The sequence below is a fragment of the Saccharomonospora azurea NA-128 genome (assembly GCF_000231055.2).
GTDB classification, from domain to species: Bacteria; Actinomycetota; Actinomycetes; order Mycobacteriales; family Pseudonocardiaceae; genus Saccharomonospora; species Saccharomonospora azurea.
In genome coordinates, this window is the sequence record NZ_CM001466.1 from 4,483,444 (window position 1) to 4,504,910 (window position 21,467).

Genomic DNA, 21,467 nt, shown 5'->3' on the forward strand with positions numbered 1-21,467 from the left:
CCCGGCATCCCTGAGCTTTCTCGAATCAACCCTCGGAGTAGGACGTGACGATCACAGGCGATCGGGCCGCGCCCGGTTCACACTCCCCGGCGAAGACCCGGGTGTCCCCACCGGGACGGCGACTACTCGACAGCGCCGCCGCGCGCAGTCTGCTGGCGATCGTTCTGGCGACGGTCGCTCTGTTCCTGGTCAGTGCGGTGCTGGCCCCGCAAAGCGTCGGCGCCGGTGCGATCTCGGCGATGCTCCCGTTCGCGGCGATCCTCGCCGTCGTCGCGCTCGGTCAGACCCTGGTCGTGCAGCAGAGCGGTATCGACCTCTCGGTTCCCGGAGCGTTCTCGCTGGCGGTGGTGATCGTCGCCCGGCTGTCCGCCGGCGGAGACACCACGGCGATCGTGGTGGCCGTCGCGGTCGCGCTGGCGGCGACCGCGGTCGCGGGTCTGGTGAACGGTCTGATCATCACCTACCTGCGAGTGACGCCCATCGTGGCGACACTCGGCATGAACGCCCTGCTGCTGGGTGCGGTCTGGGCCGTGTCGGAAGGGGCCGCTCGCCGCATCCCGTCCGGGCTGTCCACCTCCCTCGGCGGATCGATCCTCGGTGTTCCGGTCACCGTCCTGGTGGCGCTCGTGTTGACCGCGGTCATCGCCGTGGTGGTGAAGCGGACCGCCGCGGGCCGCCGGTTCGAGGTGGTGGGAGCGAGTGAGCGCGTCGCCGCCGCGGCGGGCATCCGCCGGCACGGATACGTGCTCTTCGCCTACAGCGGCGCGGCGGCGCTCTACGGCCTCGGCGGTGTGCTGCTCACCGGCATCGTGAACACCCCGGGCATCACCGAGGGCAATGCCTACCTGCTCCCGTCGGTCGCCGCGGTGGTGCTCGGCGGCACCTCGCTGCGGGGCGGCAAGGGCAACATCGTCGCCTCGCTGGTCGCCGCGCTGTTCTTCACGCAAGTCGACCGACTCGTCTCGACGCTGGGCCTGTCCTACGGCATCCAGATCATCGTCCAGGCGCTCGCACTGGCGCTCGGCGTGGCGTTCCACTCCGGCTCGCTGGGCCGTCGACGTCGCGGTGCGGCGACCTCGACGCCCGCCGACGACGAGCCCGAACCGGAGTCCTCGCCCACGACCGGGACCGTGCCCACGCCCGCAGTCTCCGAGCCGACAAGGACCACCCGATGACCATCAAGACGTTCGCCTCCCGTGCGGCGGCTCTGCTGTCTGTGTCCGCACTGCTGGCCTCCTGTTCCGTGGGCGGCTTCGAGACCGTCGACGCCTCCGCCCCGCGCCCCGCGTGGTGCGGTCCGGACCCGGCGGTCATCGGGTTCGCCGACGGCGACGGCGGGAACAGCTGGAAACGGCTCAACCTCGCCGAGCTGCGGGACGAGCTGGCCCAGTGCTCGTCGGTCACCGACTTCATCGTGACCGACGCCCAGGGCGACACGCAGAAGGCCATCTCCGACGTGAAGAGCCTCGGCGCACAGGGTGTCGACGCCCTGCTGGTGTTCCCCGACGCCGGCCAGGCCCTGCTGCCCGCGCTGCGCCACGAGTACAAGTCCGGCGTGCACGTCGTCCCCTACCGGGTGTCTCCCGGAGGCACGGAGGGGGAGGAGTACTCGACCTTCGTCGCCTCGGACTTCGCCGAGATCGGCCGGCTGTGGGGGCAGTGGCTGATCGACTCGCTGCCGAACAGCACCGGCAACGTGCTGTTCCTCGGTGGCCCGCCCGCCAACGCGCAGAACATGGCGGTCAACGAGGGCCTGCGCGAGGCGATCGAGGACTACCCGGGCATCGAGATCATCGGCGACCAGCCGTTCACGGTCACGAACTGGAACCCGGCGCAGACGCAGCAGGCGACGTCCACGATGCTGTCGCGCTATCCGAAGATCGACGCCGTGGTGGCCGACTTCGCCGCCACCAGCATCATCACCGCGTTCCAGCAAGCCGGGCGTCCGCTCCCGCTGATCGCCACCGCCGACGTCAACGGCCTGTCCTGCCAGTACGAGAAGCTCGCCGCCGACAACCCCAGCTTCCAGCTGTTCACGGTCAACTCCCAGACCTCCATGGGCAGGCTCGCCGCGCAGCACGCGGTGGCCCTCGCGACCGGCGGCACCCCACCGGAGTCGAAGACCGACATCCCGGTGCCCTTCGAGGACTCGATCTCCGGGACCCCGTCGGCGCCGCAGTGCGACCCGTCGCTCCCCGAGGACGCCCTGCTCTCCAGCTCGCTCACACCCCAACGAATCGGTGAGGTCCTGAAATGACGATTTCGGCCCAGCCCTCCCGCGTCCCCGCCGATGGCACGCTGCCCCACCCGACCCACGTCCCGGAGAACCAGCAGGGTGAGCCCTACCTGAAGGTGCGCGGCGTCAGCCGCACCTTCGGCCCCGTGACCGCGCTCGCCGACGTCGACATCGACATCTACCCCGGTCAGGTGCACGCCCTGCTGGGGGAGAACGGCGCGGGCAAGTCGACGCTGATGTCGATCATTTCCGGGGCGCTGGCTCCCACGTCCGGCTCGATCGTCGTCGCCGGGGAGGAGAAGAAGTCCCTGACCACGGCCGCGGCGCTGCGGGCGGGCATCGCCATCGTGCACCAGACCCCGGCGCTGCTGCCGGACCTGACGGTGACCGAGAACCTCGCCCTGTCGATTCCGAGCACGCTGCGGCCGTCGATCTTCGAGATGGACGACTGGGTCGCCGAGAAGCTGACCGCCGTCGGCTCGACCGTGCGGCCCGACACCAAGTGCGGGGACCTGCCCATCGCCGAACGGCAGCTGATCGAGATCGCCCGCGCGTTGGCCATCGACTCGCGCGTGCTGATCCTCGACGAGCCCACCGCACCGCTGGTGCAGGACAAGGTGGATCTGTTGTTCGAGCGGGTCCGGCAGGTCGCCGCCGACGGGGTCGCGGTCGTCTACATCACCCACCGCATTCCCGAGGTCCGCGAGCTCGCGGACACCATGACGATCCTGCGCGACGGCCGCATGCGCGGGTCCTACGATCCGCACCGGCTCAGCGACGACGAGATCATCTCGTTGATCGCGGGCCGCGACGTCGACGCGGTGTTCCCGGCCAAGGCCGCCGGGCCCGCCGAGCCCGGACTGTCGGTCGAGGGGTTGACCGGCGCGAAGTTCCACGACGTGTCCTTCACCGTCGGCCGCGGGGAGATCGTCGGCCTGGCCGGTGTCGCGGGCAACGGGCAGGCCGACGTGGTGCGCGCGCTGGCGGGGCTCGAACCCTACACCGGCACGGTCACGTGGGAAGGCGAGAAGCTGCGGCTGCGCCACTCCGCCGACGCGCACCGGGCCGGCATCGCCTTCATGCCCGCCGACCGGGCGGGCGAAGGCGTCGTCGCGGACTTCAGCATCCGCGAGAACGCCGCGCTGGGCGCGCTGGGCAGGTTCCTGCGCTTCGGGTTGATCGACCGCTCCCGCGAGGCGCGCACCACCGCCGAGATGTCGCGCGCGCTGGAGGTCAAGGCGCCCGACGACGAAACCGCCGTCGGCACCCTGTCGGGCGGGAACCAGCAGAAGGTCGTCCTCGCGCGCGCCCTGCTGTCCCAGCCGAACCTGATCGTGGCCGAGGAGCCGACGCAGGGTGTCGATGCCGGTGCGCGCGCCGAGATCTACGCCCAGCTGCGGGCCGCCGCGGACGCGGGCATGGCGATCCTCGTGCTGTCCTCCGACGCCCTCGAACTCGAAGGGTTGTGCGACCGGGTGCTGGTGATGTCGCGCGGTTCGGTGGTGGAAACGCTCACCGGCGACGACGTCACCGAGCACAAGATGATGCACGCGATGGTGTCCGCCACCGGGCATCGGGCCGCCGGTCGTGCCGACACCGCCGACCGGTCACGAAAGGAGCCGGAGGAGAAGCGCTCCCCGCTGCGGCGGTTCTCCGGTGCCTTCTCCCCGATGGTGCTGTTCGGGGCGATCGTGCTGCTGTCGCTCATCGCGACCATCCAGAACGCGCGGTTCCTCGGCGAGGCGAACGTGTCCAACATCCTGTTGTTGGCCACCGCTCTCGGCTTCGTCGCCCTCGGTCAGCTCCTCGTCGTCATCACGGGAGGCATCGACCTGTCGGTCGGGCCGCTGACCGGCCTGATCCTCGTGATCACGTCGTTCTACTGGTTCGACGGGGCGTCCGCGGGAACGCTGGTCGCCGGTGTGCTCCTCGCGGCCGCCGCCGCGGCGGTCGTCGGCCTGGTCAACGGCACGTTGGTGCGCGGGCTGCGGTTCACCGCCGTCGCCGCCACCCTGGTCACCTACATCGCGATCCAGGGTGTGTCGTTGCTGCTGCGGCCCGAGATCGACGGCTACATCGACTTCGCGATCCTCGACGTCATCAACTACAGCATCGGTCCGGTGCCGGTGGCGTTCCTCCTCGCGGTCGCCATCGCGATCGGCCTCGGGCTGCTGCTGCGCTACTGGCAGCCCGGCATCGCGCTGCGCGCGTCCGGCTCCGACGAGACGATCGCCGCCCGGGTGGGTGTGCCCGTGGGGGTCGTCGTCGGGGCCGCCTACGTCGGCTGCGCGCTGCTGACGATGCTCGGCGGCTTCATGCTCGTCGGCCAGGTCGGCGTGGGCGACCCCAACCAGGGCATCGGCTTCACCCTCACCAGCATCACCGCCGTCGTCGTGGCCGGAACCCTGCTGCGCGGCGGGAGCGGCTCGCCCGTCGCGGTGCTGCTGGGTGTGCTGCTGCTCCAGGTCGTCCTCGCCATGGCCAACTTCCTGCGACTCAGCACTGCCTGGCAGTACTGGCTGCAGGGCGGAATCGCCATCCTGGCGGCGATCTGCTACGTCGCCCTGCAGCGCAGGAGGAGTCGTCTGGCCGACTGATCACCACGTTCGACCCTGTTCGGAAATCTCGACTCGCAAAGGACATTCACCGTGAAGGCTCTTCGCTTCACCGCACAGAACACCGCCTCCGTCGACGAGATCGACATTCCCGCCATCGCCGCCGACGAGGTCCTCGTCGCGTCCCGTGCCGTGGGGATCTGCCACTCCGACATCGAACTGCTCGAAGGCCGCTACATCATCCCCTTCGAGTACCCGATCATCCCCGGCCACGAGTGGTCCGGTGAGATCGTCGCCGTCGGCTCCGACGTCACGTCCTTCGCCGTCGGCGACCGCGTGGTCGGCGAGTGCGTGATCGGCGACGACCACTTCGGCTTCTCCATCAGCGGCGCCGCCGCCGAGTTCTTCGTCGCCAAGCCCGCCTGGCTGCACAAGCTGCCCGACAGCGTGTCCTTCACCAGCGGTGCGCTCGTCGAACCGTTCAGCTGCGGCTACTACGGCCTGATGCGCGCCGGCAACGTCAACGCCAGCGACGTCGTCGTCGTCCTGGGCGCGGGCCCGATCGGACTCGGTGTCGTCGCCGCCGCGGCAGCCCTCGGCGCCACCACCATCGCCGTCGAGCCCTCCGCCGAGCGCCGCGAGGCCGCCCTCAAGCTCGGCGCCGCCTTCGCCGTCACCCCCGAGGAGACGGAGGAGGTCCTCGCCCGGGAGAGCGACGGCCGCGGCGCCGACGTCGTCGTCGAGGCCTCAGGCCGCCCGGCCGTGATGGCCACCGCCCTCGAACTCGCCGGCTTCCGTGGTCGCGTCGTCTACATCGGCATCGACGTGGGCGCCTCCGCGCCCGCGAAGCTCGGCCTGATCCAGTCCAAGGAGCTCGACATCCGCGGCGCGATCGGCTCTCCCGGGGTCTGGCCCGCCACCCTGCGCTTCATCGCTCGCAGCGGCATCGACCTCGGCCACCTCGTGACGAAGGAGTACGAGGTCGACGACGCCCTGACCGCGCTGGAGGAATCCCAGAAGACCGACAAGAACATCAAGGTGCACCTGCGCTTCAACGGCACCCTCTGACCCGGCCCGCAGTCGAAGGAGACATCCCATGGGACGTGTACAGGACAAAGTCGCGATCGTCACCGGTGCCGGCAACGGCATGGGACGCGCCATCTCGCAGCTCTTCGCCGAGCAGGGCGCGGCCGTGGCCGTGACCGACATTTCCGAGAAGGACGGCGCGGAGACCGTCCGGCTGATCGAGGAGGCCGGCGGCAAGGCGGCGTTCTGGCGCCTCGACGTCAGTGACGAGGCGGCGGTCGAGTCCGTGTTCGGCCAGGTCGCCGACAGGTTCGGCAAGGTCGACATCCTCGTCAACAACGCCGGTATCTCCGGTGTCGACAAGCCCACCGACCAGGTGACGGAGGCCGAGTGGGACACGGTCTTCGCCGTCGACGTCAAGGGCGTCTTCTTCTGCACCAAGCACGCCATCCCGCACATGCGGCGCAACGGCAAGGGCAGCATCGTCAACCTGTCCTCGATCTACGGTCTGGTCGGCTCCCACGAGATGGCGCCGTACCACGCCGCGAAGGGCGCGGTGACGATCATGACGAAGAAGGACGCCGCCACCTACGGCCGGGAGAACATCCGGGTCAACTCGGTCCACCCGGGCACGATCCTCACCCCGTTCGTGCGGGAGGTGGCGAGCCGCGGCGAGGGCGGCCTGCGGGGCTACCTCGACATCATGGAGCCCAAGCACCCGATCGGGCACGTCGGCGAACCCGAGGACGTCGCCTATGCGGTGCTGTTCCTGGCCAGCGACGAGGCCCGGTTCGTGCACGGGGCCTCGCTCACCGTGGACGGCGGCTACACGGCGGTCTGATCCGTCGCGGCGGTCGAACGAAGGGCCCACACCCTGTGCGGTGTGGGCCCTTTCGTCGTTTCCGGTGGCGCGTGCGCCGCGATCAGTGGTTGCGGCCGACCACGAACCAGATCGCCACGCACGTCTCGTCGAACGGGTTGCTGAGCCGATGCGGGATCGAGGAGTCGAAGTTCAGGCTGTCCCCGGGGCCGAGGACCTGGCGGGCGAACGCCACCTGGACCTCCAACCGGCCGGACAGGATGTGGAAGTACTCCTTGCCCCCGTGGTTCATCAGGTTGTCCGCCGGGCAGGATTCGGTGCCCGGCGGATAGGTCACCCGCAGGAACTCGACATCCGGATCGTCCGTCGGAGTCAGCCGTTCCCACCGGACGCCGTGCAGGTAGAGCTCGGGGCGGTCGTCGTGGCGCTGCAGGCCCGGCAGAGCACCGACCTCGGGCAACGGCACCAGGTCGTTCGTCCGCGCCTCACCGGCGGCGGGCTCGGTGTCGTCCTTGCGCGCCTCGGGGCGGTCCTTCTTCGTGGCTCCGCGGGTCTCCAGATCGCTCGGGGCGGCGTGTTCGGCCATCAGACTGTCCAGCGACAACCCCAGCTGAGTGACGATCGCATACAGGGTCCCGACCGACGGCGTGGCCCGTCCCAGCTCCACCTGCGAGATGAAACTCGGGGACAGGTGGACCCGGCGGGCCATCTCGCGCAAGGAGATGTTCGCCGCCTCGCGTGCCGCACGTAGCCGCTGTCCCAGCTGGGGTGCCGCGTGCTCGGCTTCCCCACCCCCGACCGCGGAAACAGCTTCGCTCATGGCGCTCTACCTTCCCACTACCTCACCGAACGTGGACGCTGTGATCGTCTTGTTCTACTGGACGGCCGGGGCGAAGTCTCTCCATGTCCCTGCATGCCTCGTCGTGTCTCTCACTGCCACGCAGCGTGCGGTGTCACTTCTCGATACTTTACAGCGCGGTGTTCAGTGTTACTATACACCCATCGTGATGACGTAGGGCACACCGACGATGAAGGATTTCTCCCATGCCAGACACCATGAACGCCGCGGTCTACTACGGCGCCCGTGACATTCGCATCGAGGAAGTCCCGATTCCCCGACCGGCGCCGGGCGAGTGTCTCGTCAAGGTGACGCGCTCCGGGATCTGCGGCACCGACGCCTCCGAGTGGACCGCCGGGCCGAAGACCTTCCCCGTCGAGCGGCGACACCCCAACAGCGGTCACCAGGGCCCGCTGATCCTCGGGCACGAGTTCGTCGGCGAGGTCGTCGAGGCCGACCCCCAGGCAGGGTTCGCCGTGGGCGACCGCGTGGCCAGCGGCGCGGGAGTCTGGTGCGGCGAGTGCCGCCGTTGCAAGGCCGGGCGCACCAACCAGTGCGTGCACTACCGGACGCTCGGCCTCAACGTCCACGGCGGCATGGCCGAATACGTCGCGGTACCGACGAAGACGCTGCGCACCCTGCCCGACGAGCTCTCCTACGACCACGCCGGTCTCGCCCAGCCGCTGGCCGTCGGCATCCACGCCGCTCGACGGTCCGGCGCCCAGCACGGCGACAAGGTCGTGATCATCGGGGCCGGCGCGATCGGCTCCTTCGTCCTGGCGGGCCTCAAGCACCTGTTCGACGTCGACGCGACCGTCATCGACTTCCCCGGCCGCAGGCTCGACCGTGCCGTGCGGCTCGGCGCCGACCGCACCCTCGGTGCCTCCCCGGACGTGGCCACCGAGATCGTCGACGTGCTCGACGGCGCCAGGCCGGACGTGGTGATCGAAGCCAGCGGGGCGCCCAACCAGCTGCCCACCGCCCTGCAGATGGTCACCGACGGAGGCCGGGTCCTCGCCGTCGGCATCCCCAAGGACAAGCCCGCGCTCGACGTGCACTCCCTGGTGTTTCGTGAAGTCACGCTGGACTCCACGCTCGCGCACGTGTGCGACACCGACATCCCCGCCGCCCTGGACATCCTCGCCGAAGGCGTTCTCGGCGCCGAACTCGCGGAAACCCCGGTGCCTCTCCACCGTCTCGGCGACGAACTCGACCGCCTCGCGGGCGGCAAGGTGGAGGGCAAGGTCCTGATCGGCCCCGCACTCTGAGCGATCCGCACCGCACCAGCCGGGCCACGTCCGGCCGGTGCGGTGCGGTTCATCGTCGCCGGGGCCGAGCCGTCCGCCTGGTGCGGACCGTCGTGAAGTGGTCCTGGAGTTCTCGGTGGCGAAATTGTGTCGCGGTACCGGACATGCGCAGCAGTCCGGCGTGGTAGGCCCAATCGAGGAATTGTCCCAGGCGTCGCGGAAGCTCGTCTCCGCGTTTCGTCCGTAGAGCGCTCACGAAATGAGCAGCCGTGCCGTCCACGCCGAGGAAGGCGACGACACCTATCGCGCAAAGGGGCACCGCATCGAGTAACGTCGCCAGGCTGAACGTCTCCCAGAGCAGGCCGTCGTCGCTCTGCAACGCCGAGTTGAGATACAAGAAGAAGACGAAGAACGACGAACTGACGCATTCCGTCCAGAGTGGCAGTCGGATCGCGCTGCTGGGTCGCTCTATCGAGTGTTGTGGATCCGTCACGAGGAAAAACAGGAAGGCGTGCACCGCCATCCAGAGAAGCAGCACCCAGAAATAGTCGTAGGACGCGACGAGTCCGTGGTATGCGACGACGAACGCAACGTTGAGCAGGACGGCGACCACGAGTGCGCGAAGGTTGACTCGACCGATGTTCCCGGCCGACTTCCAGGGCTCGCCATGATAAACCCCGATGCCGACGACGATGGCGATCAGTCCTGAGGTCAGCGCGTAGTCGAGGAGGGAATTGTCGACCCAGAAGAAGGTGGCTGTTCCCGAGAGAACGGCGGTATGGCTTCGGGTGCGGGTGGCACTCTTGCTGGTGCCCCACAGGCGGAGCGGATACAGGTCCACACCTGACTGGCCGCGTTTCGCCATCACGGCGAGATGGTCGGCCAGGGTCGTGAGCCAGCGGCCGACGTCGTCCGGCCGGTAATGGCTGTGCTCGTCGCGAGGATGGTGGCGGGTGAGTGCGGGAACCAGCTGGGCGAACAGGAACTTCTCCAGTTCGTCCGCGTCCATCTCGCACATCCGGGCGGGCTTGGTGTCCGGGCTCTGAAAGACCGCCGTTGCGAGATAGAGCCGCAGGGGAGTGGTCAAGCAGGCGGCGAGTCGGCCTCTCGGGTGTTTCCGCAGTGTGGTCGCCACGCGCCGCCACCGTTTCTGGAGGCCGTCCTGCTGCGTGGAGTCGGGGAAGCGGTATGCCAGCCAGGAAATCACCTGCTCGGCGTCCAACGGCTGGAGGGTGACGGCGGTCGCGTCCTGCAGCACTCCGCCGGATTTCCTCGCCAGTCGCGCGTAGCGGTGTGCACGGCAGGTCAGCACGACCGGTCCGGGTGCCGACCCGACGGGATCGTTGAGCGCGGCCAGTACTTGCTGTGCTCGGGGTGCGTCGCCGTCGTCGGGATCCATCTCGTCGAGGCCGTCGAGGATGGGCAGCACCCAGCCGTTGTCGACCAGAGCCCGGGCGATCGCCTTGGGTGTCCCACGGACGGTGAGCTGCCTGGTCATCCAGTCGTCGAGCGCAGCGCGGAGGAGGCCGGCGTCGACGGTGCTCGTCGGCGCGATGAAGGACGGCAGACTCAGCCGCACGGGAACCCGCACCGTCGTCCGACCACCGGATTCGAGTGCTGGTCGAGCGCGGTCGGCGAGGTCGCGAAGCAGCTGCAGGACGAGGACCGTCTTGCCGGAACCAGCCGCTCCGAGGACCAGAAGCCGACCCAGCTCCAAGGTGTCGTAGAAGTCGGTGACGGTGTTCAGTGACCCGGTCACGGTGCCGCCGTCGGTGCGCCATGTCACCTGCGCCGCCTCGGGTTGAGCGAAACCGACGTCGGCGGGACGCGCACGGCCGGTGTCGCCCAGCAACGTCGCCAGCGTCCGTGCCTCGGTCGTGGCGACGACGTCCAGGAGTCTGCGTGCTTCCCTCGCGAGGACAAGGGGATCGTCGGCCCGGGGACGGGCGCGCCAGCCCCAGATGAGCGGTGGCAGTCCGAGCAGCATCGTCAGCGGCAGCGCCAACACGTTCGCGATCCCCGCGCCGTCGTCGCCGTCGGTCAAGCTCAGCAACCACACCGTGGCAACGACGATGCTGACGAGAAACGCCGTGATCCCGACACCGACTCCCAGTGCGGAGCGCCCAGACCAGACTCGACCTCTCACGACCAACTCCCCAGGACACCGCCGGAGACAACGTATCCGGCACGTGCGCCGTTGGCGAGGGCCAAGCGGGGAGGTCGGCGATGGCGGACGAGCTTCTGCGAGCTCGTCACGCAGCACAAGCTGCTGGGCCTTTCCGCGACGCGGGCACGGCATCGACCCTGGTCAGCGGCACCGGCCACAAATGGCCGCCGCTGTGGCCTTCCCGCTTCCCTCCCGGCGCCGTGAGGATCGGTGTCACCTCGGGCCGGGTGTGCCGGTGTTCGAGTTGGGTTGCCTCAACAGGGGCCGAGACGACTGGGGAGATGTTCGCATGACGATGACGACAGGCCGGCGACTGATCGCGCTCGTCGGGGGTGTCGCGCTCGCCGCCACCGCCGGCATCGCGCCCGCCACGGCCACACCGGCCGACGACCACGCGGAAACGCAGGCGGTGCTCGACGCCTACCACGCCAACACGGGGCCGGGGGCCGCCGTGCACGCGGGCGACAGCACCGAGAGCTGGACCCTCTCCAGCGGGACCGCCACGGTCTTCGAGGATCGGCCGATCACGGCGACCGATCACTTCCGGATCGCCAGCCAGACGAAAACGTTCACGGCGGCCGTGGTGCTCCAGCTCTTCGACGAGGGCAGGGTCGACCTCGACGCGCCGATCGAGCAGTACCTGCCGGGTGTGGTGACGGTGAACTTCGACGGCACCGTCATCACGGTGCGGCAGCTGCTCAACCACACCTCCGGACTCCCGCGCGACGTCGCGGGCGCGGCCGCGAACCCGGACGGCACGTACGAATTGGCCGCCTTGGTGGCCTCGGCGATGGACGACGCCCCGCAGTCCGCGCCCGGCGAGGCACTCAACTACTCCAACATCGGCTACCTCGTCCTGGGCATGCTGATCGAGGACCTCACCGGCCAGAGCGTCGGGGACGCGATCACCGAGCGGATCATCGAACCGCTCGGGCTGACCGACACGTCGTTCCCCGCGCCCGGAGATCGGGAACTCCCGGCGCCGTATGTGAACGGCTACCAGGGGTTCAAGGTGGGAGGAGCCTTCGTCTGGCTCGACTGGACGACCCGGATCGAGCTGTCGGCGTGGAGTTCGGCCGGCGCGATGGCCTCCACCTTCGAGGATCTGGCGACCTTCTACCGCGCGCTTCTCGACGGTGACGTGATCTCCGAGGCGGCGCTCGACGAAATGCGTGGCGCGCCGAACTCCGTCTACGGGCTGGGCTTGTTCGCGCAGGAGCTGACCTGCGGCGGGGTCGCCTGGGGGCACAACGGCCGACTGGCGACCGGACATGCGTCGCGCACGATGGTGACCGAGGACGGTCGCTTCGCCTCGGTCCTGACCAACACCGTCGGTCTCATCCAGCCGAGCGACCCGTCGGAAGCCGACGTCGTCGACGCCGCCCTCTGCGAAGGGCAGTGATGACTCGATAAGCCTTCCCGAGCCCGCTCGGTAGGGAATGCTTGATCGGGACGCGGACCGCCCCGCGTCACCGGGCGTCGTGTGGCGGGCACCCAGCCGTGGGTGCCCGCCTTCGGCGTTCGACGCACGTGATCGACCGCCGCCGCGGCGAGGAGGAGTCCCGTGAGCTACCGACCTGTCCTGCCCACCCTGCCGCTGGACCTGCCCCGCGGCCACCTCGCGTTTCCGTCCGTGGCGCGCCTCGACGACGGGCGTCTGCTTCTCGTGTGGCGTCGCGGCAGCGATCACTACCTCGCCCGCGACGGCGTGATCGAGGCCGCTGTCAGCGACGACCTCGGCGTGACCTGGACCCGGATCGGCGGGCTCGCGGATTCCGTGGATCTGCGTGACCCGTGTGTCGCGAACATCGGCGGCACCGTGTGGCTCACGTACTTCAAGGGCAGGCGCGAATCCCGCGCCGACGGGGCGTTCGTGCGCCGCAGCGACGATCAGGGCGCGACGTGGGGACCCGAGTACCGGATCGACCCGGACCTGCATCAGGCCGCCATCTGTGCGCCGCTCGTCGAGCGTCCGGACGGGCAGTTGCTGGCGGTCTACTACGGTCGCCACTCCGGCGACACGTTCGACAGTGTCTGGGCGGCCACCAGCGTCGACGGGCGAACCTGGACGTCGGAGCGGCTCGTCCGGGGCACCGCGCGCGCCTACCAGGAGCCGTGGGCGGCACGGCGCGGGGACGAGCTCGCCGTCACCTTCCGGTGGGGCGGGGCGGACGGCGTGGGCGGTGTCCAGTCGCGCGACGGCGGCACGACGTGGGGAACACCGACCCGCCTGTTCACGGGTACCGGCCGCCCGTCGTCGTGCTGGGACGGCGACCGGTTGGTCATCGTCTACCGCGGCGAGCACGGGCACGCGACGATGCGGTCCCTGCGCGGTGACGTGCTGTCGGCGCCGCGGATCGTGCACCGGGCCGCGCCGGGCGGCATGATGACCTACGCCCACCCGCTCGCGGTTGACGGCCAGCTGTTCTGCCCGCTGTCCACAGAGGACTCGAAGGGGGTGGAGTCCGAGCTGCGGCTGACCTACCTGTCCACGGGCGGGCAGACTCCGCTCGGCTGGGTGCCCACGGGCACCCTCGCGGTGCTCACCGACTACGACGCCACGCTGGCCGCCGAGGTGTTCGACCGGCCCGACGGCCCGCCACCGGGCTGGCGGAACCTGCGCGGCTCCGTGGTCGTGCGCGACGGAGCGCTCGTCTCCACCACCGCCGACAGCAACCCCGACGTCGCCGTCCTGCCGACCGGGTCGGCCGATGTCACCGTGAGCGCGGATCTGCGCTGGACCGGCATGTCCGGCACCGGCGTCGTCGTGCGCGCCGTCGACGCGCAGAACTACCTGTGGTTCACCGCCGAGTCGGGCGGAACCGTGCTGCGCCTGTACAAACGGCAGGGCGGCACCGTCACCAAGCTCGCCGGCGTCTACGGCGACACCGCCGCGACCGTGTGGCACCGCTACCGCGTCGACGTGCGCGGCCCGCTGGTGCGCTGCTTCCTCGACGACGAACCGGTCATCGACCACACCCTCACCAGCGCCGACCAGACGCGGTTCGGGCGCGCGCACCTGCACGGCGTGGTCCTCAACGCCCCGGACGGCGGAACGCACACGTGCCGTCGCCTCACCGTGCACGCGTGAAGCCGACCGTCACACTGCTCGTTCACCATGCGGCCAGGGCGACGTTCGAACGGCCGTGTCGAGGCGATGGGTGCGCCGACGTGGTCAGCCGCCCGGCAAGGGGTGGGGGTAGCGCTTCAACACGGCCGGTGGTGCGGGCGGCGCGGGCCAGGCGATGACGTAGTAGCGGTCGAGACCATCGAGGCCGTCGGCGCTGATGGTGTCGAAGCCGATGCAGTACACGCGGACGCGGTAGTCGCCTGGTGGCAGCGGGATCCGGGGAGTCCTGTCGGTGACGGCGAAGTCCACCAGAACGACGGCGCCGCTGTCGATGTGCAGGCCGGCTTCGGCGATGTGGTCCCAGGCTTCCGGGTCGTGGTCGGGTTCGGCGGTGCGGGCTTCGAAGGTCACGGGAACGGTCATGCGGCGGGCCGTGCCGACACCGATGCCGCCGTGGTGCTGGGCGATGACATCGGCGATGAGTCGTCGGTGAAGTCGTCACCCGGTTCGAACTCGACGGCGGGGTCGCGGATGGTGAAGCTGTTGTAGTCGGCGAAGACGTCGAGCCGGGCGTAGGCGAGTCGCCGGTAGCCGCCCGTGGACCCGACGGGTGCTTGTTCGGACATCAGGTCGACTCGCGATCGGCCGGGGAATCGTCGTCTGCCGGGCGCCGAGGGCGAGAGTATCTCGCATCGCCTCCGGTGCTCGTCGCGCGTGCGATGCGCCGCCCGACCAGTCGTTCCGCCGTGGCGAGCGGATACCACCCCGCGCCCGTCACCTCGGACTCCTGGACACGCCCCACCTTCGCGTGCGCGGTGGTGAACGCATAACCGAAGTCGAGGTGGTAGTGGGGCGGTTCGTTCTTCTCCGGCCGTGCGGGGACGGGACCGTACTCGACGTAGACGGGGTCCGTGGATGCCGGGAACACCGTGTCGGCGTGGACACCGGTTTCCTCCGTCAACTCGCGCAGTGCGGCGTCGACCAGTGTGGTGTCGGTCGATTCGAGATGTCCACCGGGCTGCAACGTGATCCCGTACGCGCGGTGCTGGACCAGGAGGACCTCGGTCCCGTTGCGGACCAGCAGCGCGCCGACCGTCGCGTGCATCGGGAAGGTCCTCCGGGAGGCGAACCCGCTCCCGCCCGACAGCAGTCGCATGGGGACGGTCAGCTGCGCGGCTTCGGCCGGATGGCGCCGGAGGTAGGCGGCGAGTGTGCCTGCGATGTGGGAGTCGCTGATCGTCATGCGTTCACCCTCTCGCCGCCCACGCTCGGTCGTTCAGTCCTTCGCGTCGAGAGCGGGTGGAGTGTGCGCGCAGGCCAGCCACGCACCGGCCCAGTCCGCGTGGTCCTGGCCCACACCGTTGCCGCCGTCCTGGACCACGAGCCGGAGCTCGTCGACGTCGGTGACGTCCACCTCGACGTATTGGCGGCCGGAAGCCGGTGTCACCGCACCGCTGTTCCACAGCACCTCGCCGTCGCCGACGACCTCGAACACGACCCGGGCGGCGCCGCCGACCTCGTCGTCGATGCCGTAGTCGGTGATCAGCTGTGAGCACCCTCCGCCGAGGTCGACGGTGAGCCCGGAGACCGCGTGCGCGCCGATGCCCTTGGAGTAGGTCCGCCCGGCGATGCTCAACGTCGTGCCGTCACCGGCCTCGTCCTCGCCGTTGGAACGGTCCCGCTCGATGGGGCCCCACCCGTTCACCTCGTCCGACCAGGCCACGTCGGAGACGTGGACACCGCCGGAGACGAGGTCGAACGTCGCGGGTTCGGACAACCGCTCGCCGTCGAGGGACAGGCTCGCGGTGACGGTGCTCCAGCCGGTCTGCCCGTCGGGGTGGAGCGGCACGGTCATCGTCGTCGTCGAGTGTGGTGGGAGCTCCGCTTCGAGGTCGGAGGACTCCACGCGCCAGAAGTCCAGACCGGTGAGATCCAGCCGCACCGTCGCCGGTTCCACCGAGGCGTTGCGGACGGGCACCGAGAGGGTCACCGGCGCTGTGGCGTCGGGAGAGCCGGCACGGTCGACGGTGATCGGGCCGTCGGCCGCCACCGGCGCCTCCACGGTCGGCACCCAGGTGAACGAGCCCACCCGCTCGCCGTCGGCGACGACGTCCCCGGCGACGACCGTCAGATTGCGCGCTTCCTCGGGCACGTCCACCCGCACGCGCCAGGTCTTCGACTCACCGGCGGCCACGTCGGTCGTCTCCGGAGCGACGACCTCGACCGCGTCGGACGGCCAGGCCGGAAGCGTCAGCTCGACGTCGTCCAGCGCCTCGTCGGCCGCGGCCACCGTCACCTCGAACTCGGCCGTCGAGCCGTAGGCCACGCCGTCCGGCGCGTCGACCGTGGTCCGCGCGCCGTCGCTGCCCAGGGCATCGGTGACGGCGGCCCGCTGCTGGAGCAGCTGCGCCCACGCCGCCGGTCCGTCGGGCGTGTCGGCGTCCACGCCGTCGAGTGCCGCCCGCAGCACCGCGGAGTCCTCGCCCAGCTCGGTGCGCGCCAGGTCGAGCACCTCGGCGTCGTCCTGACCGTCGCGGAACACCTCCCAGCGGACCGACGACACCGGGCCGTCGGCACCGGGATAGACGAGGTACTCGTCGCCCTGCCCGTAGCGGAAGCTCGGATCGCGGTAGACGTCCTCCGGCCAGGAGTTGTACGTCCAGCGCAGATAACCGTCGAGGTCGCGCTGCTCGACCACCCAGCCGAGTGCGCGAGTCGAGACGGGCGGCGACGCGGTCACCGTGTTGGGTGTCTGCGGCTCGTAGTAGGTGTAGAAGAGGGTGGGCTGGCCGTCGGCACGTCGCCGCTGGATCAGCTCGTCGGGCACGTCGTCGAGGAACGAGTAGTTGAAGCTGACGTACTCCGAGATGTCGGCTTCGGCGAGCGAGTTGGCCGCCAGCGCGATCTTGTCCGACCACGCCGGGTCGGCGTCGGCGATCACGTCGAAGGCGACCTCCATCGTCTCCGCAGGCCGCTCGTCGAAGGCCAGGCGGGTCTGCTCGAACCAGCCCTTCTCCTCCAGGTGGGCCCGGAAGTCGCGCAGGAACGCCGTCCACGCCTCGCGGTAGCGGGCGTCACCGAGACCCACCTCCTCCCGGACGCGCTCACCGGTGCGGGTGTCGGTGTAGTGGAGGAGCTCCGAGCCCTGGAACTGCAGCATCGCGAAGGCGTGGATGGCACCGTCGATGCCCGCCTCGCGCGACTCCTCGACGTACCGGTCGAAGGCGGTGTAGTCGAAGGTGAACTCCGAGCCGTCCCAGCGCCATTCGACCGTGGAGCGGTAGTGCGACCAGGTCTGCGGACGCCACTCGCCCTCGTGCTGGACCATCCACGGATCCTCGGTGATCGCGACGTCCACGACGCGCTGTCCGTGGTCGGCGAGGTCCTCCAGGTAGGGGCGCAGGCCCTTCCAGTGCCCCTCGCTCCACGGTTCGACGCCGAGGTGGTCGGCCACCGCGTCCGGGTGCGCCCAGAGATCCAGCACGAAGGGCCGGTCCTCCATGTCCCGCAGGGCGACGTCGGGCACGTCGACCCGCAGCGGCCAACGACCGAGCTCCCCGCTCGCGTCGCGGACGACGACGTCGCCCGTGTACGCGCCGGGAGCGGTGCCTGCGGGGATCTCGACCGTGATCCAGGCCGCCTGGTTGCGCCCCTTGCCGACGTCCACGGTGTCGACCTCGCGCAGCGGGTCGGCCACCACGCCGCCGCGCACCTCGTCCGGGATGAATTGCGGATAGCGGACGGTGACGGAGTCCTGGGGGAGGGGGCGTCCGGGCCCGCGCAGTCTCGACACGGTGACCTGGAGATCCTCGGCGCCGTGCGGGGCGGTGACCGCCAGCTGCGCCGACGCGCGGCCCGCCACCGGCACTTGCAGGCGCAGCGTGTGATCGGCCGCGAGTGGCTGACCTTGGTCGCCGACGCGGGGCACGCGCACGAACGAGGACGCCTCGAAGGCACCGGACGGCACCCAGACCGACGTGGTCGCCTCCGACGGTGCGGGCTGGGTCAGGTCGACCGGCTCCATGGCGACCGTGCGGTCGGCGCTCGCGCCGTCGGGGCCGTCGGCGCGGGCCCGGAACTCGGGCGCCCATTCCCCGGCGGCCAGGTCGGCTTCGGTGACCGTGTGCCGGACCGACTTGCAGACGTAGGAGTCGCCGGGCGCGAGCGGGTCCGCGTGGTCGCAGCTCGCCGCGTTGTCGGGACCGGTCAGCCGCACGGACGTCAGGGGCACGGTGCCGGTGTTGGTGACCCGGATCCACGGCGCGATCTTGTCGTCCAGCAGCCCGTCGGCACCGGTCGTGTAGACGGCGTCGAGCACGGGCAGGACGTCGAGGTCGGCGCGCGGCGGGGGCGACGGGTTGTCGACGGACACGGTCGCGCGCGTCGACGAGCTCTCGCCCTTGACGGCGTAGCGAAGGGACAGTTCGTGCTCCCCGGCCGCGACGTCGTCGGCCGGGGTCACGGGCAGAGTCACCGTGTGCGCGCGTCCGGGCCGGAGAGCGGGCACGACCGCGTGGCGCGCCGACCATCCGTCCTTCTCGTCGAGGGCGACCTTCCCGGCGGGCAGGGTGCGGTCGGTCAGGTTGGTCACCGTCACGGACAGCTCCGACGACGTGCCCGCGGGCAGCGCGCCGTCGGCCTCGACGGTCACCGGCGCACAGACGCCGTCGAGCCAGTCGAGGTCGAAGCGCGTGAACGACAGGTGCCGGTAACCCTCGCGCTCGAAGAACAGGCCGTACTCCCCGTCACCGAGCGGAGTGAGCGTCGAGTACGCGGCGGCGCCGTGCTCGACCACCTTGCGCACGGGCCAGGTCTCGCCGTCGTCGCACGACAGCTTCACCGTGAGGTTGCGCCGGATGCCGGTGTCCTCGGTGTTGCTGAACAGCAGCCACCGGGCTCGCGGGTCGTCCGGCTCGGCGTCCGGGAAGGCGCGGATGATCGACCCGTTGTTGGCCGGGTCGACGAGTTCGGTGTCCTGCTCGAAGGGCGTGTAGGTCTCGCCGCCGTCCTCGGACACCGCCGTCAGCCGGTACGGCGCCGCGCGGCTGTTGAGCAGCACCCGGCCGTCGGAGAGTTCGACGGTCTTGTTCTCGTCGGCCCCGGGGCCGACTGGTTCGCCGGTCTGCCAGGTCTCGCCGTGGTCGTCGCTGTAGGCGGTGACGGCGTAGTTCTGGCCGTCGTGGCGGACCGTGTACTGCTGGATCAGCCGGCCTGCGTGCTCTCCCCGCCGCAACTGGATGCCTTCGCCGGACGCCGCGAACATGCCGCCCCAGGCGGGGTCCTTCACCAGGTCGGTGATCCGGCGGTGCTGCCAGGTCTCGCCGTTGTCGTCGCTGTAGCTGTAGTCGGGATGGAGGATGTCGGGGTCCGACGGGTCGTTGCCGGTCTCGGAGTCGCCGTAGCCCCGGTTGATCGAGGCGGCGTAGAACACGAAGACCCGCCCGGTCTCGCGGTCCACGAGCAGGCTCGGGTCGCCGTAGCCGTTCGGGGCCGGATCCTGGCGGATCACCTGCTGGGGGCCCACGTCGTGCCGCCGTCGGTGCTCCGTCGCATGAGGAGCGCGATGTTGGACGGCAGGTCGGCCATCGTGGGACGGCCGTCGTACACCGCCAGGAGATCCCCGTTGGGCAGCGTCGTCAGCGCGGGAATGCGGTAGCGGGGATGGCTGCCCTCGTAGCGCGAGGCGAGGTCGGTCACCGGGAGTCCGCCGGAGGTGGTGACCCCGGTCGGCGCGGTTGCGGGGGTCGCCGAGCTCGCGGACCGGTCGGGCAGGTCGGGTTCCGCCGGGGCGGCTGCCGCAACGGGAGTCAGCAGTCCCAAAGCCAGGGTCGCCGCGGTGGTCAGCGCGAGTACGGACCGGTTCATCAGACCCCCGGATGCTCGAAGTTGATCGGTTCTACCGTGAAACGATCAACATTTACCGTGATCCGCTCGGGGTCGAATGTCAAGATTCAATTGTCGGAGGGCCGAGCATGCGCGGGGAGGGCGGAGGTCGTCGCGGGTGCTGCGGCACCTCACACCCAGCGCGCGCCGGCGGGTAGTCCCAGCCGCTGCGAGCGGGCGTTCGCGAGCAGTTCCATGAGGGCCAGTGCGGTTCGCGAGAGGGGCCGCGCGGGGTCGTGCACGAGGCAGATGTCGCGTTCGACGACTGGTTCGACCAGGGGGCGGGAGTCGACGTCGGCGAACCTCATCATGGGCAGCACGAGCCCGGGGACGGCGGAGACGCCGAGGCCCGACGCGGTGAGTCCGGCGACGGCGCCGACGTTGCGGGCCTGGGTCACCGGGCCGAGTCGCACACCGCATCGGGACAGTGTTCGGTCGACGTAGGCGCGGATGCTGCTGGTCGGGTCGAAGGCGACGAAGTCCTCGCCGGTGAGGTCGGTCCAGGTGAGTTCGTCCCGATCGGCGAACCGGTGCCCCGGGGGGAACACGCACACGAACCGGTCGACCGCGATGCGCCGGGCGTGCAGGGTGGGCGGCACGGTCGCGGCGACCGTGATCGCCATGTCGGCGCTGCCGCGCGTGACGTGGTCGAGAACGTCCTGTGACAGTCCATCGCGGACGGTCACGGCGACGTCGGGCCGCGCCGCCCGGAACACCGCGAGGACGTGCGGCACCATCGTGGCGGCGAGTGACGGCAGTGCGGCGATCGACGCCGAGCCCCGGGTCCCGGCCAGGTAGCCCTCGAAGTGGTTCATGGCGGTGTCGAACTCGGCGAGCAGTCGACGGGCGATGGTCAGGAACTGTTCGCCGTCCGCGGTGGGCACCACCCGGCGAGTCGTGCGCTCGAACAGGCTCACCCCGAGGCGTTGCTCCACGTCGAGCACCGTGCGACTCATCGAGGACTGGGCGACGTGCAGCTCCCGCGCCGCACCGGTGTAGCCGCCCGCATCGGCGACCGCGACCACGGCACGCAGATGCCGTATCCCGATGTCTATGCCCACAGCGCATCAATCTATCCGAAACTGATGGTGGACTTGAATAGTGCCTGGCCTCACACTCGTGATCCACGATGCGCTGCCGGACTTCTCCGGCGTAGTCGCACTCCGGGTCGCCGAGGGAGAGGTCTGGGTCGATGTTGTCCCTGATGGGTTTTCTGACCATCGGCGTGATCCTCGCTGTGCTGCTGAGCAACCGAGTAGCCGCGGTGGTCGCACTGGCGGGTGTCCCGATTCTCGGTGGCCTGATCGCAGGCTTCTCTCCCGCGGAGATCGGCGGGTTCGTCTCCGACGGGCTCGGCGGCGTCGTCGGTGTCACCACGATGTTCGTGTTCGCGATCATCTACTTCGGACTTATGCGCGATGCGGGCATGTTCGACCCGATCATCGACCGCATCGTGTCCCTCGCGGGGAACGCGCCCGTGACGGTGTGCGTGGCGACCACACTGCTGGCGTGCGCGGCACACCTGGACGGCGCCGGAGCCACGACGTTTCTGATCACCATCCCGGCGATGCTGCCGCTGTTCGACCGGCTGGGCATGAGCAGGCTCGTTCTCACCACGTGCGTCG

At 70.1% G+C, this 21,467-nt stretch carries 17 protein-coding genes; 9 read left to right on the forward strand and 8 right to left on the reverse strand.

Features of this window, described 5'->3' with window-relative positions:
* The first annotated feature begins 44 nt into the window (after nucleotides 1-44).
* From SACAZDRAFT_RS20765 to SACAZDRAFT_RS20785, 5 genes are read left to right on the forward strand one after another with little or no spacing between them, the layout of a single operon-like run.
* Complete coding sequence (locus SACAZDRAFT_RS20765; protein WP_005444930.1) at nucleotides 45-1,175, forward strand: ABC transporter permease; 1,131 nt, start codon at nucleotides 45-47, stop codon at nucleotides 1,173-1,175.
* Entirely contained in the window at nucleotides 1,172-2,257 is a 1,086-nt protein-coding gene (locus tag SACAZDRAFT_RS20770) for a substrate-binding domain-containing protein (protein ID WP_005444931.1), read from the forward strand. The genes SACAZDRAFT_RS20765 and SACAZDRAFT_RS20770 overlap by 4 nt, the downstream gene beginning before the upstream one ends.
* The gene (locus SACAZDRAFT_RS20775) at nucleotides 2,254-4,833 is read left to right on the forward strand and encodes an ATP-binding cassette domain-containing protein (RefSeq protein ID WP_005444933.1); all 2,580 of its coding nucleotides are present in this window, start codon (nucleotides 2,254-2,256) and stop codon (nucleotides 4,831-4,833) included. The genes SACAZDRAFT_RS20770 and SACAZDRAFT_RS20775 overlap by 4 nt, the downstream gene beginning before the upstream one ends.
* A gap of 51 nt (nucleotides 4,834-4,884) precedes the next feature.
* Entirely contained in the window at nucleotides 4,885-5,859 is a 975-nt protein-coding gene (locus SACAZDRAFT_RS20780) for a zinc-dependent alcohol dehydrogenase (protein WP_005444935.1), read from the forward strand.
* A gap of 28 nt (nucleotides 5,860-5,887) precedes the next feature.
* Complete coding sequence (locus tag SACAZDRAFT_RS20785) at nucleotides 5,888-6,658, forward strand: SDR family NAD(P)-dependent oxidoreductase (RefSeq protein WP_005444938.1); 771 nt, start codon at nucleotides 5,888-5,890, stop codon at nucleotides 6,656-6,658.
* An 82-nt stretch (nucleotides 6,659-6,740) separates the two neighbouring features.
* On the opposite strand, the gene SACAZDRAFT_RS20790 is transcribed toward SACAZDRAFT_RS20785, so the two are convergent.
* The gene (locus SACAZDRAFT_RS20790; protein WP_005444940.1) at nucleotides 6,741-7,457 is read right to left on the reverse strand and encodes a helix-turn-helix domain-containing protein; all 717 of its coding nucleotides are present in this window, start codon (nucleotides 7,455-7,457) and stop codon (nucleotides 6,741-6,743) included.
* 224 nt (nucleotides 7,458-7,681) lie between these two features.
* Here SACAZDRAFT_RS20790 and SACAZDRAFT_RS20795 point away from each other — a divergent pair, with 224 nt between their 5' ends.
* Nucleotides 7,682-8,743, forward strand: coding sequence for a zinc-dependent alcohol dehydrogenase (locus SACAZDRAFT_RS20795; protein WP_005444941.1), 1,062 nt, complete (start codon nucleotides 7,682-7,684; stop codon nucleotides 8,741-8,743).
* Nucleotides 8,744-8,792: 49 nt separating this feature from the next.
* Here SACAZDRAFT_RS20795 and SACAZDRAFT_RS20800 read toward each other — a convergent pair whose 3' ends face one another.
* Nucleotides 8,793-10,868, reverse strand: a complete 2,076-nt coding sequence (locus SACAZDRAFT_RS20800) for an NACHT domain-containing protein (protein WP_005444943.1) — start codon at nucleotides 10,866-10,868, stop codon at nucleotides 8,793-8,795.
* Nucleotides 10,869-11,178: 310 nt separating this feature from the next.
* Here SACAZDRAFT_RS20800 and SACAZDRAFT_RS20805 point away from each other — a divergent pair, with 310 nt between their 5' ends.
* Both SACAZDRAFT_RS20805 and SACAZDRAFT_RS20810 read left to right on the forward strand, forming a co-directional pair.
* A complete protein-coding gene (locus tag SACAZDRAFT_RS20805) occupies nucleotides 11,179-12,291 on the forward strand; it encodes a serine hydrolase domain-containing protein (RefSeq protein ID WP_005444945.1) in 1,113 nt (370 codons plus the stop codon).
* A 162-nt stretch (nucleotides 12,292-12,453) separates the two neighbouring features.
* Nucleotides 12,454-13,980, forward strand: coding sequence for an exo-alpha-sialidase (locus SACAZDRAFT_RS20810; protein ID WP_005444947.1), 1,527 nt, complete (start codon nucleotides 12,454-12,456; stop codon nucleotides 13,978-13,980).
* An 84-nt stretch (nucleotides 13,981-14,064) separates the two neighbouring features.
* On the opposite strand, the gene SACAZDRAFT_RS20815 is transcribed toward SACAZDRAFT_RS20810, so the two are convergent.
* The 6 genes from SACAZDRAFT_RS20815 to SACAZDRAFT_RS20835 all read right to left on the reverse strand — a co-directional run bounded on the left by SACAZDRAFT_RS20815 (nucleotide 14,065) and on the right by SACAZDRAFT_RS20835 (nucleotide 20,903).
* On the reverse strand, nucleotides 14,065-14,382 hold the full coding sequence (locus SACAZDRAFT_RS20815; RefSeq protein ID WP_005447984.1) for a hypothetical protein: 318 nt from the start codon (nucleotides 14,380-14,382) through the stop codon (nucleotides 14,065-14,067).
* Nucleotides 14,379-14,585 (reverse strand): hypothetical protein, encoded by a 207-nt coding sequence (locus SACAZDRAFT_RS20820; RefSeq protein WP_005447983.1) that lies wholly within the window; start codon nucleotides 14,583-14,585, stop codon nucleotides 14,379-14,381. The genes SACAZDRAFT_RS20815 and SACAZDRAFT_RS20820 overlap by 4 nt, the downstream gene beginning before the upstream one ends.
* A complete protein-coding gene (locus SACAZDRAFT_RS20825) occupies nucleotides 14,585-15,202 on the reverse strand; it encodes an NUDIX hydrolase (protein ID WP_005444951.1) in 618 nt (205 codons plus the stop codon). The genes SACAZDRAFT_RS20820 and SACAZDRAFT_RS20825 overlap by 1 nt, the downstream gene beginning before the upstream one ends.
* Before the next feature lie 33 nt (nucleotides 15,203-15,235).
* Nucleotides 15,236-19,483, reverse strand: coding sequence for a glycoside hydrolase domain-containing protein (locus tag SACAZDRAFT_RS20830; protein WP_232286313.1), 4,248 nt, complete (start codon nucleotides 19,481-19,483; stop codon nucleotides 15,236-15,238).
* On the reverse strand, nucleotides 19,465-19,824 hold the full coding sequence (locus tag SACAZDRAFT_RS23955) for a sialidase family protein (RefSeq protein WP_232286314.1): 360 nt from the start codon (nucleotides 19,822-19,824) through the stop codon (nucleotides 19,465-19,467). Before SACAZDRAFT_RS23955 ends, SACAZDRAFT_RS20830 begins: the two co-directional genes overlap by 19 nt.
* 149 nt (nucleotides 19,825-19,973) lie before the next feature.
* A complete protein-coding gene (locus tag SACAZDRAFT_RS20835) occupies nucleotides 19,974-20,903 on the reverse strand; it encodes a LysR family transcriptional regulator (protein ID WP_005444953.1) in 930 nt (309 codons plus the stop codon).
* 143 nt (nucleotides 20,904-21,046) lie between these two features.
* On the opposite strand from SACAZDRAFT_RS20835, the gene SACAZDRAFT_RS20840 reads away from it, so the two are divergent.
* On the forward strand, nucleotides 21,047-21,467 hold a 421-nt coding region (locus tag SACAZDRAFT_RS20840), incomplete at its 3' end, for an SLC13 family permease (protein WP_040927839.1).